Origin of the sequence: Candidatus Anoxymicrobium japonicum (assembly GCA_002843005.1) — a bacterium.
Classification (GTDB): Bacteria; Actinomycetota; Geothermincolia; order Fen-727; family Anoxymicrobiaceae; genus Anoxymicrobium; species Anoxymicrobium japonicum.
Map to the genome: position 1 here is coordinate 1 of PHEX01000047.1, position 13,305 is coordinate 13,305.

Genomic DNA, 13,305 nt, shown 5'->3' on the forward strand with positions numbered 1-13,305 from the left:
GAGGCCGGGAGTCAGGGCAGTCCCCACGCGTGATACCTTGTCGAGGTTGTCAGGCTGTCCGGTCAACGCAAAGTTGTCATAAAGCTGAAAGACGTTGTCCACGGAACTGGTCGAGGCCGCGGTCGAGTTTCCGTAGTACACGTAGATGGTCGTATCGTTGGACGCCGCGAGAGACGGAACCTTGACCCAGACAGTGGCGGTTTGTCCTGCTTGACTGTACGACTCGATAAAGTGGCTCATGAGGGTTACTTCGTCGCTTTTGGTGAACCGCAGGTCTTGCCCGCTGGTTCTCGCTTTTGAGAAATCGAAGTTCCCCGCGTTCAACTCGATTTTCATCTGATAGTTGGAGAGGGCGGCCCCCGAGTTGGACAGGATTATCGCCCTGCGATAGCGCCAGTACGCATTGTACCAGCCCGGCGCGGCGGACACCTCGCCCAGTGGAAGTATCGTAATCCAACACAGTGAGAGGACAAGTGCAATAATCAGCGCCTTGCCATAAGCAGAATTTCTCTTTGTCCACATAAAGAACACACCCTTTTACTATCAAGCCGTTGCTTATCACAATTCGGCAAAACAATTACTATAACTATAACGCAACAACCCGCTTGCCGGAAACGGGCGTCGGAGAATAAAGGACGCGAATGGCCTGGAGGATACTGGAGTACGAGGAAATCGATTCGACAAACCTCGAGGCCCGTCGCCTGGTGAAAGCCGGCGAGATCAGGGGCGGTGTTGCCGTGTGGGCCCACAACCAGACGCGCGGCCGGGGAAGGCGCGGGAAGCCCTGGTGGAGCGCGCCGGGCAAGAGCCTCACGGCCAGCCTCGTCTTCGAGGAAATTGAAAGCGCTCTTGCGACACGGCTCGTGTCCGTATCCGCGGTGGACGCCATACGCGCCGCCGGTGGCCGTGGCCCACTCATCAAGTGGCCCAACGACCTCGTTTACGGCGGCAGGAAAGTGGCGGGCGTTCTTGCCGAGTCGTTTCGCGGCCCCGACGGTCACTTTACCGTGGTTGGCATCGGCGTCAACGTCGGGTTCTCCCACGCGGAGCTCGACATCCCGTCGCGGCTGCCAGCGACCTCGCTCCTTGTCGAGGAGGAGCGACAGTTTGACATCCCCGGGCTTTTAGAAAATCTGCTCGCTAGTCTCGATACGAGAAAGGCGACTGACGCGTCATTGCTCATGAAAGAGTACCGCGAACTTCTTGCCTGGACGGGCGAAACGGTGTCCGTTTCACTGCCGCCGACGGGGCGTTTAGTGAGCGGGACACTCACCGGGGTGGACGACAGCGGCGCCCTCCTCTTGAAAGTAGATGAAACCATCATGCAGATCGAAGCATGCGAGCTACTGACTTAACTTTTGACCCTTCTGATCTCCTCCCCCTAAAGACAGCAGGAGCTAAAAGTTAAAAGTTAAGCGGCTACGCAAAACGCAACGGCATATTCTCCGTCGTGTGAGAGGCTTAGAAAAAGCCGCTTGTCCGGATGCTCTCGCTGCAGAGTGCCTGAAAGCCGGGCGAGAGGCGCGCCGCCGGGCCCGTGAACGACCTCGACCTGCGTAGGCTTCATGCCGGCGCCAAGAGCCTTCGCCACGGCTTCCTTCGCGGCGAAGCGGGCGGCCAGGTGCTGGTACTTCTCCTTTTGCGAGAGACAGTATGTCAGCTCCGCGTCGGAGAAGTTGCGTGTCAGAAAAGCCTTTGACCTTTCCGCCGCCACCCTGATTCTCTCCACGCTTACTATGTCAACGCCTATCCCAGCAATGTTCCCGGCGTGATCCATCTTAAACTTCCGCTTCCGCTATAATTAAAATGTGAAACCATTGCCACTTACGTCTCGTATTTTACTATTAAACGCAAGCACTGGCGTCCAATAACTGATGGAGTATACCCGAAGATGAATGTAGCTTTTGTGTTCCCGGGACAGGGAAGTCAATGCCGTGGTATGGGCCGTGAGCTGGCACTGGAATATCCAGCGGCGCGGGGCGTCTTCGATCTGGCTGACGAGACGCTCGATTTCGATGTCTCTACCATGTGCTGGGGGGAGGACGAGCGCATCAACCAGACCGAGTTTACGCAGCCGGCGTTGTTGACAGCAGAACTCGCGTGTCTCGGCGCTCTTCTTGAAAATGGAATAAAACCATCAATGACCGCGGGGCACAGCCTCGGTGAGTACGGCGCGCTGGTTGCGGCAGGAGCGATAGACGTGGCTGACGCTCTCGCGCTTGTGCGGGCAAGGGGCAAAATTACAAGTGAGACAGCGAGAAAGACCCCCGGGAAGATGGCGGCCGTGATAGGGATGGAGGCGGACGCGCTCGGCGAGTTTCTTAAAGCGGCCTCGAAAACCGGGATCCTCGAGGTTTCAAATTACAACGCGCCCGGCCAGGTCGTGTTGTCAGGAGAACTCCGGGCTGTCGATGAAGCCGCGCGAACCGCGAAATCGTTCGGCGCGAAGCGAATCGTGGAACTCGCGATCTCCGGGCCTTTCCACAGCTCGCTAATGAAGCCGGCGGCTAAAAAGTTTGCCACCGAGGTCGAAGCCGCGCGGATCAGGAACGCGTCGGCGCCGGTCATATCGAACTTCGACGCCGAGCCGCATGAGGACGCGCGGACGATCGGCCGCAACCTGGTATCACAACTCTTTCATCCGGTGAGATGGGAGGAGTCCGTGGATCGCATGTCTCAGATGGGCGCCGACCTGTTTCTCGAGGTTGGGCCCGGCCATGTCCTCGCGGGGCTCATCCGGCGACGCCTTCCGGGCGCGCGGGTGATCGGCGTGGGATCGACATCTGGCGTCGCGGAAGCCGTTGAAGCTTTGAAAATGTCCAACCTGAAAAACACGGGGAGTGATTGATTGTGAAACTCGATGGCAGAATTGCGCTGGTCACGGGGGCGTCTCGCGGAATAGGCAGGGCGATCAGCCTTGCACTGGCGGAACACGGCGCCGATGTTGCCATCAACTACTACCCTCAAGACATGGCCGAACAGGCGCGTGACGTAGCCGGCTTGATTGAGTCAAAAGGCAGGCGCGCTATCGTCTGTTACGCCGACGTCTCAGACGCGGGCGCGGTCGGCGACATGATTCGCGAGATAGAGGAGGGCCTGGGTCATGTTGACATCCTGGTCAACAACGCCGGGATCACTAAAGACGGACTCCTGCTCAGATTGAGCCCGGAAAGCTGGGACAGTGTGCTGGCCGTCAACCTCACCGGCGCCTTCAACTGCATGAAGGCCGTAATTCCCTCGATGATGAAGTCGAGGTGGGGACGAATAATCAACATCAGCTCCGCGGTCGCCCGCATCGGCAACGCCGGGCAGGCAAATTATGTGTCCTCGAAGGCGGGCCTGCTGGGCCTCACAAAGACCGTAGCCCGCGAGTACGGCTCACGAAATATTCTGGTGAACGCGATCTGTCCCGGATATATACGAACCGACATGACCGCCGACGTCGAAGCCTTAAAAAAAATGGAGCAACTCATTCCGCTTGGGAAGGCGGGGTCGCCCGAGGACGTGGCGGGCGCGGCTGTCTTTCTGGCGACGGACGCGACATACACCACGGGATCCGTGATCGACGTCAGCGGCGGGCTGGTGATGTAATTGGACGACGTGATTGACACAGCAGAGATTACGGTTGACGGCGCGCGGGAAAATCAAGGTGATGCGCCCGCCGCCGGGCTTCCTGTCGGCATAGTCGCGGTAGGCCGCGCGGTCCCCGAAAACTGTCTCACCAATCAGGATCTGGAGCGGATGGTGGACACGAGCGACGAGTGGATACTCGATAGGACCGGCATCTCTAAAAGACACATCGCGACCGAGGACATCGCGTCCTCGGACCTCGCGGCAGAAGCGTCCCGTCGCGCTCTCGCGCGCGCGCGAGTGGATCCGTTGGAGCTCGACCTTTTGATTATCGCCACCGCGACGCCGGACATGCCCGCTCCTTCGACCGCGTGCCTGGTTCAGGACATGATAGGCGCTCGCAACGCGGCCTGCTTCGATATCGGCGCGGCCTGCAGCGGCTTTCTGTACGGACTCGTGGTCGCAAGCCATCTGATCGCGGCCGGGCCATACAAGAACGCGCTTGTGGTGGGCGTGGAGATATTGAGCAAGGTTACCGATTGGAACGATCGAAACACCTGCGTGCTTTTTGGCGACGGCGCGGGCGCGGCGGTTGTCGGCCCGGCCGCGCTCGGGGCAGGCGTGCTTTCGTTTCAGCTTGGCGCCGACGGCAGCGCGGCCGATTTCCTGAAGTTGCCGGGCGGCGGGTCGAGAACTCCCGCCAGCCGCGAAAGCCTGGAATCCAACATGCACACCATCAAGATGCAAGGTCGCGAGGTGTTCCAGATGGCGGTCGGGAACATGTCGGAGGCAGTGACGGAAACTCTTAGAAAGTCCGGCCATACCATCGATGAAGTCGATTGCCTTATCCCTCACCAGGCCAATCTCAGAATAATCAAGTCGCTGTGCAGGCGGCTTGGGTTCCCCATGGAAAAGACAGTGGTGAACATCTCGGAATACGGCAACACCTCGGCCGCTTCGATCCCGCTGGCGCTGGTTGACGCCCAGGAGCAAGGGTTGCTCGAGAAAGGAGACCTCGTGGTTCTCGTGAGTTTTGGCGCCGGGATGACGTGGGGCGCTGTCGCCATGCGCTGGTGCATCGACCGTCCGAAGAACGCGACAGAACAAGGGGGATAGCGACTTGGAACGCTCTGTTGTCATAACCGGAATTGGGGCGATTACGCCTGTCGGCGCGGGCAAGGAAGGGTACTGGCGTGGCCTTGCCTCGGGAACTTCGGGAGTAACGCCTATCACGACATTCGACGTATCCGAGTACTCGACCAGGATTGCCGGCGAGGTAAAGGATTTCGAGCCTCTTGATTTCATTGAGAAAAAGGAGGCGCGGCGCATGGACAGGTTCTGCCAGTTCGCCGTGGCGGCCTCTCGAATGGCGCTCGAGGACGCGGGGTTGCCTACGAGCGATCTCGGGCCTGATTGCGGAGTTCTCATCGCCACAGGAATTGGCGGACTGAGCACTTTAGAGGCTCAACACAAGGTTTTGCTCGAGAAAGGGCCACGCAGGATAAACCCTTTGACCATACCGATGATCATTCCCAACATGGCGTCAGCGCAGGTGGAAATCGCGTTCGGCGCGCGTGGACCATGCACGACGGTCGTGACGGCGTGCGCCTCGAGCGCCAACGGCATCGGAGACGCTTTCGAGATCGTGAAGCGCGGCGCCGCGGACGTGATGATAGCGGGAGGATCGGATGCCTGCATCACTCCCGTGAGCGTCGCCAGCTTCGGCGCGATGGGTGCCCTTTCAAAGAGAAACAACGAACCCGAAGCGGCAAGCCGCCCCTTTGACCGGGAGCGGGACGGCTTCGTCATTGGTGAGGCCGCCGGCGTCGTTATCCTGGAGGAAAGACGCGGAGCCGAGGCCAGAGGAGCGCGCATCTACGCGGAAGTCGCCGGTTACGGAATGGCCGGTGAAGCTATGAGCATGACCGGACTGGCGCCCGATGGAGACGGCTTCGTGCGCGCTATGGTCGCCGCCATGGATCAGGCCGGAATCTCACCGGACGCCGTTGACTACATAAACGCGCACGGCACCGCGACGCCACTCAACGACCCGATTGAGACGCTGGCCGTCAAACGCGTTTTCGGCGACCGCGCGGCGCGTGTCGCCATGAGCTCCACAAAATCCATGACCGGGCATTGCCTTGGCGCCGCCGGCGCCATCGAAATTATCGCGTGCTTGATGGCGATCGAGAATGGCGTGATCCCGCCGACAATCAACTATGAGTTTCCCGATCCCGATTGCGACCTCGATTACGTACCGAACCGCGCTCGCGAAGCAACCGTAAACATCGCCCTTTCAAACTCACAGGGGTTCGGAGGGCACAGCGCTTCATTAGTCGTGCGCCAGATAAACAAAAACGCAACACTGGGGCCTGACCCCGGTGTTGCGTTTTTATAGACGGGTAGGCGATATGGGCAGAAAAAAAAGATCTTCATCGCCTTTGAGCCACATGGACGAGAGCGAAACCGTCCGGAGTCTGGATATCGCGTCTGGCCTCTGGCGCCGGTGCGACGGGTGCAGCCGGCTCATCTATGAGAGCGAACTCGCGAAGAACCTCTACGTGTGCCCGCACTGTGAAGCTCATTTTCCAATTGGGGCGAGCATGCGGCTCACGCTCGTCGTCGATGAGGGAACGTTCTCGCAGGATCCGGCTCGCTTTGCGCCGCGTGACCCTCTGAACTTCACCGACACGCAAAAGTATTCCGAGCGCCTGGAAAAAAACAGGGAGAAGAGCGGCCTCGACGAAGCGATGATATGGGGGACGGCGCGGATCATGGGCATGCCGCTCGTGGTAGCGGCGATGGACTTCTCCTTTCTGGGAGGAAGCATGGGCGCCGTCGTTGGCGAAATTGTTTCGAGAGCCGCGAGAGCCGCCGCGGAGCGCGCGTGGCCCCTTGTCATATTCTGCGCGTCGGGTGGCGCTCGAATGCAGGAGGGGTCTTTTTCGCTCATGCAGATGGTAAAGACGTCGGTAGAGATCGCGCGTTTGTCCGAACGCGGCGCGCCATACATTTCCGTCCTCACGCACCCCACAACCGGGGGGGTGGCCGCGAGTTTCGCGACACTGGCGGATGTGATACTCGTGGAGAAAGGCGCTCTTGTGGGGTTCGCCGGACCGAGGGTCATCGAGCAGACGATACGCGAAAAGCTTCCCAGAGGCTTCCAGTCCGCGGAGTTCTGCATGGAGCGGGGAATGGTCGATTGCGTGGTTCACCGGCATGAGATAAAGGAACGGCTCGCCGCGATTCTTCAAATGCTTTCCGGCGAGAAGCAGAAGCCGTCCGGCGCGCGTGAGCGCGGCCCGGCGCTCAATGACACGAAGAAAAAACATGGCCGGGAGCGCGCGCGCGCCACGCCCGGGCACAGGCCATCGCCGTGGGAAGTGGTTATGCTCGCGAGACACGACATGCGGCCGCGATTCATTTATTACGCCGAAGAGATATTCGACGAGTTCATCGAGTTCCACGGCGACCGGCTGTTCAGGGACGATCCGGCCATCATGGGAGGAGTGGCGCGCCTCGACGGCGTGCCGGTGATGTTGATAGGCCATAACAGGGGACGAGGCGGCGGGCATCCCCCCGAGCCAAGGGCCAACAACAACGGGATGCCTCACCCCGAAGGGATAAGAAAGGCACAGCGGCTCGCCACGCTGGCGGAAAAGTTCGGCCTGCCGGTTATTGCCCTGGTTGATACTCCCGGCGCTTACCCGGGGGTGGGCGCTGAGGAGAGGGGACAGGCGCTCGCTATCTCATCGATCATACGCGCGATGGTCACGCTCCAGACGCCGATTCTATCAGTTGTCATTGGAGAAGGCGGAAGCGGCGGGGCCCTCTCGCTGTCAGTGGCCGACAGGTTTCTCATGCTGGAGAACTCGACGTTCTCCGTGATCTCCCCCGAGGGTTGCGCCGCGATACTGTGGCGAGACGCCGCCCGCGCGGTTGACGCGGCGCGCGCTTTGAAGCTGACGGCGCAGGAGTTGCTTGCCCTCGGAATTATCGACGAAATCGTCCCAGAGCCTCCGGGTGGGGCTCACGAGAATCCGGCCGCCGCCGCCGATATACTGTCAGGTTTCCTCAAGAAGAACTTGCGCGAACTCACGCACAGTCACGTTCCCGAACTCGTAGAGGCCCGCTACCGGAGATACGCTTCAATTGGCGTCTATGACGAGATCGGAGAGCCACTGTGAGCGCGCGCCTTCACAACGTCGCGGCGCGATGCTGGTATGCGCTTGCCCGGTTCGTCGTTGGGGCGCCGTTGCGCACCTTATTCCGCCTTCGCGCGGAAGGACTCGAAAATGTTCCGCGCGAAGGCCCGGTGATCTTCGCCAGCAACCACATGAGCTACATAGACCCTCCGGCAATTGGCGTAGCCTGCCCGCGCATGATACATTTCATGGCAAAGAAAAGCCTGTTTGCTTTTATGCCGGTGCGAGCGCTCGTCGCGAGCCTTGGCGCTTTCCCAGTGGACAGGAGCAAAGCGGATCGCAAAGCGCTGGCGAAGGCGCTCGACCTTCTGGCTTCGGGGAGCGCGCTGGGCATCTTTCCGGAAGGATCCCGGGGTAAAGACGCTCTTGGTCAGGGGCAGGAAGGAACGGCGTGGCTGTCGATCAAGGCCGGTTGCCCGGTGACGCCCGTCGCGGTCGTTCGGACCAGAAGGGTTGCTCTTCATGGTGTTCCACTTGCGCCACGCGGTTTTGTCATCCGTTTCGGGAAGCCGATCGAGCCGGCGGGTTCCTCGCGCGGGACGCATGTGAAAGACAAGCCATTGATGGCAACCCCCGCCGGGGAAACACCGATCACGAGCGGGCGGCGGTATCGCGAGATAGTTACCGTTGAAATAATGCGTGGAATACACGATTTGTTGGTCGATGAATCTACGGAAGAAGGAGAAGCCGATGGCTAAGCGACACTGGTTCTCGAGATCGCGGGGCTCGCGAAAGATCGGGTTCTCCATTGAGGAGATCAATGACATCGTTCGCGTCATGGACGAGAACAGGCTCGCGGAAGTAACGTTCCAGGAAAAAAATAGAAAGCTGTCCTTAAAAAGGGCTACGGCGGAACCGGCGGGCGTTTGCGCGCCGGCCACGGTCGAAGAACCTTCGACCGTCAGCGAGAGCAGCCTCACCGCGATTACTTCTCCCACGGTTGGCATCTTCTACAGTTCTCCCGCGCCCGACGAGCCTCCTTTCGTCACCGAGGGGCAATTGATTGAACCGGATCAAGTCATCGCCCTTATCGAAACACTGAAAGTAATGAGCGAAGTGAGGGCTCTTTCCCACGGCCGCGTGATAAGCATCGAGGCCAGGACCGGAGAGATGGTAGAGTTTGGCCAAACGCTTGTTCTCTGCGAAGATATCGACTAATAGGAAGGGGGAAGGGAAGGCTGTTTGAATTGGCGCCTTACAAGAAAATGCTCATCGCCAACAGGGGTGAGATCGCTCTCCGTATCATGAGAACGTGCCGGGAAAACAATATCGAGACCATCGCGGTGTATTCGACCGCCGACAGGGACTCTCTTCACGTGCAGCATGCCGACGCATCATGCTGCATTGGAGACGGCGCCGCTCAGGACAGTTACATGAACATCTCAAACATAATATGCGCGGCGCTTCACCTGAAAGCCGACGCGATTCATCCCGGTTACGGATTTCTTTCCGAGGATTCGCGGTTTGCCGAGATATGCGACACTCATAACCTTTCGTACATAGGCCCGCGCGTCGAGGCGCTGAGAGTGGCCGGTGACAAGGTTCTCTCGAGAGAAGTCGCCCTCAGATGCGATATCCCGGTGCTTCCCGCGACGCATCTGACACACCGGATCGGCAACTTACGGGACGAAGTCGGAGAAGTCGGTTATCCTGTCGTCGCCAAGCCGCGCGCCGGCGGAGGAGGGCGAGGCATTCTGCACGTGCCCGACGAGAGCGCTCTCGAGCGCTGCATGTCAGACCGTTCTCTCATGCGCTCGATTGAAAAAGGCGAATATTTCTTTGAGCGCTTCCTCACACGACCGAGGCATATTGAAGTCCAGTTGATCGCCGATTTCGGGGGCGATGTTCGCGCCATCGGGTTGAGGGACTGCTCTATCCAGAAAAACAAGCAAAAGATTATTGAGGAAGCCCCGCCCCCACATCTGTCGCGCCACCTGAGAAACCGACTTTTCGACGCCGCGATTCGCTTTTGCAAAGCCTCGGGATTTACCACCGTCGGAACGGCGGAGTTCCTCGTGGATGGAGAAGAGTTCTATTTCATGGAGTTCAACCCGCGCATTCAAGTCGAGCACACAGTAACCGAGATGACAACCGGGCTTGACCTGGTATGGGAACAGATAAGGCTTTCAGCAGGCGAACCCCTCGAAGCGGCTCAAACGGCCGAGTCCCGGCAGGCCCCACAAAGTGGGCGGGAATCGGGCCACGAAGGGCACGCGATTCAGGCTCGCATATCCGCCGAATGGGCTCAAGGAACTCCCGGTTTCTGTGGAAACGTCGAGAGCCTCCAGTTCCCCGGGGGGCCCGGCATCCGCGTCGATACTCACGTACACCCGGGGTGCGATCTCCCCTACCTCTATGACCCGCTGCTGGTGAAGGTAATCACCTGGGCTTCGACAAGGGGAGGCGCCGTACAGCGTATACGCAGGGCGCTTGACGAAGTAAGTATCGGCGGCGTCAAAACAAACCTGTCCGCCCTTCAAGCAATAGTCGAATCGCGAGATTTCGGGCACGGCCATTATGACACCAGCTCTTTTGAAGCGCTCGGATCCGGGTTCGACGACTTTGATCCTGCCGTGGCGCATGAAGACATGGAAGGACCTTCGCGCGACGCGTATTCACCGCCCACCGGGCGGTCATCTATTGAAATTCAGCAAAAGGAGGTGAAGTAGATGACAGTCCTTGAAGAGACAAAAGCGATAATCGCGGAAATACTCGGCATAGACTCAGAGAAGATCAATCCGGAGACAAGTCTCGTGACGGATCTCCAGGCAAACTCTCTCGATCTGCTGGAAATAGTGAGCATGCTGGAGGAGAAGTATGGACTCTCTATCGTTGACGACAATCTGGAGGATCTCAATTCCGTTGGCGACATCGTCAACTTTGTCGAACAACGCGTAAAGGCATAATGTGGTCAGACCAAATTATGCGCTCTCCCCCATGAATCCGTACCGGAAAAAAGTGGATGGTGAACATGAAAATCGACCGTGAAAGCCTGCGTGCGGGCGGCGTAGAAGCCGCAGCCAGAGAATGGCTCATAGCAAAAACCATGGCCCCCGCAATCGGGGTTGTGTCGTTTGCCGCTCTCACCGCCGTTGGAGCAAGGTACGCGATTCACATCGGCCCGGTTCCTTACACGTTACAGGTGTTCTTCGTGCTCCTCGCCGGCATGGTGCTTGGGCCGAAGCTTGGCGCGGCAAGCCAGCTCGCGTATGTGGCCGCGGGCTTTTCGGGAATTCCGGTTTTTTCTTCTCCTCCATACGCCGGAGGTGGATACCTTCTGGGGCCAACGGGAGGTTACCTGGTTGGTTTCGTTGCCGCCGCATGGCTTACGGGATGGGTGGTCCACAGGTGGCGCGACGCCCGCGACGGAGATTTGATGGTAATCGGCTATGCGTTCGCCGGAATGCTTGGATTGGTCGCGATCTATGCCTTCGGCGCGTCCGGGCTCGCCATCTGGATGCTTGGTGGTGGGAAAGGGTTCGCGGACGCTGTCTCCGCGGCCTGGAAGCTCGGCATAGCTCCTTTCATAGTTGTCGATATCCTCAAAAGCGCGGCAGCCGCGCTTTCGTGCTCCGGCGTAAACGCAACCAGATCCGCTTAACTTTTCGGAGCAGGTCTTTTTTATCTATGAACACGCGCTGGATTTACCGCGCATCGGAATAGCGTGCCTTTCCGCCGAGGACACCTGGAACCTGGCGAACCAGCGCGACGCGAATAGGCAATAGACGTTAGACGTGCTGGTTGCTTGTCTCGTGAATGATTCATAATCTATACTTTATTGTTGACAATGGACTTCCAATGGAGGGGGAACCAGCATGACAGACAAGCGGTTTTGGACGAAGTCGTACGATCCCGGGATGGTGGATCTCGATCCTGCCCTCTGGGAGACGACATACGTCGAAGCGGTCAAACCCACATTTGAGAAATATTCCGATGAAGTGGCATTGGCGTTCATGGGAGTTGAGGTGACCTTTGGCGAACTGGATCGGTATGCCAACAGGTTTGCCGACATGTTGATAGCAAACGGCCTGAAGAAAGGCGACGTGATCGGCCTCAATCTGCCGAACATTCCTGAGTATGTGATCGCCTGGCTTGGCACACTGCGGGCGGGCGGTGTCATTTCCGGGGTCTCCCCCCTGCTTTCCGCCGAAGAGATGGAGTACCAGCTCAAAGATTCAAACGCCAGGGGGCTGGTTACCCTGGACGCGATCTTCGAGAAACGCCTTCTGGGCATCATCGACAACCTTCCTGATTTGAAGATTATCGCTACAACCAGCGTGGGGAGCTTCTTGCCGGCGATCAAGCGGACGCTGGGAAAGCTTCTCAAGAAGATACCAAAAGGGAATGTGGCGCCTCTGCCCAGGCGGTTGGTTTTTGACGTGAAGAAAGTCGTCAATGACTCGCGGTATTCGACTGCTCCCCCGGACGTGAAGATCACACCTGATGATATCGCCTGCATTCAATATACGGGCGGCACTACCGGATCCCCCAAGGGCGCGCTGCTGTCCCACAGGAATGTGGTCTCCGACCTGCTGATCGTACAGAGGTGGCTGGGGTGGGAGGAAGTCAGAGGCGTGGCCCTCTCCGGTTTTCCTTTCTTCCACATCGCCGGCTTGTTCTTCAACGCGAACTGCATCTATCTGGGCTGGACCCAGGTTCTGATCGCCAACCCCAGGGACACGGATCACATCTGCAAGGAGATCGTGAGGTACAAGCCCACCGCGCTCGTCAATGTGCCATCGCTTTTTCAGATGCTTCTCGCTAATCCCAAATTCAAGGAACTCGATCATTCCAATCTTGACAAGTGTATCTCGGCCGCCTCCCCGTTCCCGGAGGAATCGCAGAAAGAACTGGAGAAAGTCGTCGGTGAAGAGAAGCTTCTGGAAGTGTACGGCATGACCGAGACGTCTCCCCTGACTGTCATGAACCCATCAATTGGCAAAAAGAAACTGGGTGCGATCGGTTTGCCTCTCATCAACACGGACATCAGATTGATCGACACTGACACCGGCAAAGACGCGGTTGTGGGAGAGCCCGGGGAGATCTGTGTAAAAGGGCCGCAGGTCATGATCGGCTACTACAACAAGCCCGAGGAGACAGCGCTGGTTTTCGACGAGGAAGGGTACCTCCACACGGGCGATGTGGCTATCCAGGATGAAGATGGGTATCTGCGCATCGTGGATCGCACCAAAGACATGATCATTGTGAGCGGCTTCAAGGTGTTTTCAAAGAGAGTCGAGGAGATACTGTGCGAACACCTGGCTATCGACATGGTCGCCCTGATAGGCGTGCCCAACCCACAACGCCCCGGGTCGGAGCTTGTCCTGGCCATTGTCACTATTTGCCCGGATTACAATTTCGACGGCGATGAGGAAGCTTTGAAATCGGATATCTTGAAAATGGCAAAAGACAGGTTGACTCCGTATGAAGTTCCGAAAAAGATTGAAATCAGGCAGGAACTGCCGCTTACGGCTATCGGCAAAGTAGATAAAAAGGTTCTGCGGAAAGAGGTTCGCTAGCCTGCGTTGTT

At 58.4% G+C, this 13,305-nt stretch carries 14 protein-coding genes; 12 read left to right on the forward strand and 2 right to left on the reverse strand.

Annotated elements, in window-relative coordinates:
- Window positions 1–522: hypothetical protein (locus CVT63_05675; protein PKQ27868.1), on the reverse strand; the 522-nt coding region annotated here is incomplete at its 3' end.
- A gap of 119 nt (window positions 523–641) precedes the next feature.
- On the opposite strand from CVT63_05675, the gene CVT63_05680 reads away from it, so the two are divergent.
- Complete coding sequence (locus CVT63_05680) at window positions 642–1,355, forward strand: biotin--[acetyl-CoA-carboxylase] ligase (protein ID PKQ27869.1); 714 nt, start codon at window positions 642–644, stop codon at window positions 1,353–1,355.
- 56 nt (window positions 1,356–1,411) lie between these two features.
- Here the strand turns inward: CVT63_05680 and acpS are convergent, their stop codons facing one another.
- Window positions 1,412–1,777 carry a holo-[acyl-carrier-protein] synthase gene (gene acpS, locus CVT63_05685; GenBank protein ID PKQ27870.1) on the reverse strand — a complete coding sequence of 122 codons (366 nt, stop codon included), beginning with the start codon at window positions 1,775–1,777 and terminating at the stop codon, window positions 1,412–1,414.
- A 114-nt stretch (window positions 1,778–1,891) separates the two neighbouring features.
- On the opposite strand from acpS, the gene fabD reads away from it, so the two are divergent.
- The 11 genes from fabD (at window position 1,892) to CVT63_05740 (ending at window position 13,294) form a co-directional block, all read left to right on the forward strand.
- Window positions 1,892–2,848, forward strand: a complete 957-nt coding sequence (gene fabD / locus CVT63_05690; protein ID PKQ27871.1) for a [acyl-carrier-protein] S-malonyltransferase — start codon at window positions 1,892–1,894, stop codon at window positions 2,846–2,848.
- Window positions 2,849–2,850: 2 nt separating this feature from the next.
- Complete coding sequence (locus CVT63_05695) at window positions 2,851–3,591, forward strand: beta-ketoacyl-ACP reductase (protein ID PKQ27872.1); 741 nt, start codon at window positions 2,851–2,853, stop codon at window positions 3,589–3,591.
- A 27-nt stretch (window positions 3,592–3,618) separates the two neighbouring features.
- Entirely contained in the window at window positions 3,619–4,686 is a 1,068-nt protein-coding gene (locus tag CVT63_05700) for a 3-oxoacyl-ACP synthase (GenBank protein ID PKQ27879.1), read from the forward strand.
- A 4-nt stretch (window positions 4,687–4,690) separates the two neighbouring features.
- On the forward strand, window positions 4,691–5,968 hold the full coding sequence (gene fabF, locus CVT63_05705; GenBank protein PKQ27873.1) for a beta-ketoacyl-[acyl-carrier-protein] synthase II: 1,278 nt from the start codon (window positions 4,691–4,693) through the stop codon (window positions 5,966–5,968).
- 13 nt (window positions 5,969–5,981) lie between these two features.
- Window positions 5,982–7,757 (forward strand): acetyl-CoA carboxylase carboxyl transferase subunit beta, encoded by a 1,776-nt coding sequence (locus tag CVT63_05710; GenBank protein PKQ27874.1) that lies wholly within the window; start codon window positions 5,982–5,984, stop codon window positions 7,755–7,757.
- Window positions 7,754–8,473 carry a 1-acyl-sn-glycerol-3-phosphate acyltransferase gene (locus CVT63_05715; protein ID PKQ27875.1) on the forward strand — a complete coding sequence of 240 codons (720 nt, stop codon included), beginning with the start codon at window positions 7,754–7,756 and terminating at the stop codon, window positions 8,471–8,473. The genes CVT63_05710 and CVT63_05715 overlap by 4 nt, the downstream gene beginning before the upstream one ends.
- Window positions 8,439–8,933 carry a hypothetical protein gene (locus CVT63_05720; protein PKQ27876.1) on the forward strand — a complete coding sequence of 165 codons (495 nt, stop codon included), beginning with the start codon at window positions 8,439–8,441 and terminating at the stop codon, window positions 8,931–8,933. Before CVT63_05715 ends, CVT63_05720 begins: the two co-directional genes overlap by 35 nt.
- A 47-nt stretch (window positions 8,934–8,980) precedes the next feature.
- Window positions 8,981–10,444 carry an acetyl-CoA carboxylase biotin carboxylase subunit gene (locus tag CVT63_05725; GenBank protein PKQ27880.1) on the forward strand — a complete coding sequence of 488 codons (1,464 nt, stop codon included), beginning with the start codon at window positions 8,981–8,983 and terminating at the stop codon, window positions 10,442–10,444.
- Window positions 10,445–10,681 carry an acyl carrier protein gene (locus CVT63_05730; protein ID PKQ27877.1) on the forward strand — a complete coding sequence of 79 codons (237 nt, stop codon included), beginning with the start codon at window positions 10,445–10,447 and terminating at the stop codon, window positions 10,679–10,681.
- 140 nt (window positions 10,682–10,821) lie between these two features.
- Entirely contained in the window at window positions 10,822–11,376 is a 555-nt protein-coding gene (locus CVT63_05735) for a biotin transporter BioY (GenBank protein PKQ27881.1), read from the forward strand.
- Between the two features lie 214 nt (window positions 11,377–11,590).
- A complete protein-coding gene (locus CVT63_05740) occupies window positions 11,591–13,294 on the forward strand; it encodes an AMP-dependent synthetase (GenBank protein ID PKQ27878.1) in 1,704 nt (567 codons plus the stop codon).
- The last annotated feature ends 11 nt before the right edge of the window (window positions 13,295–13,305 follow it).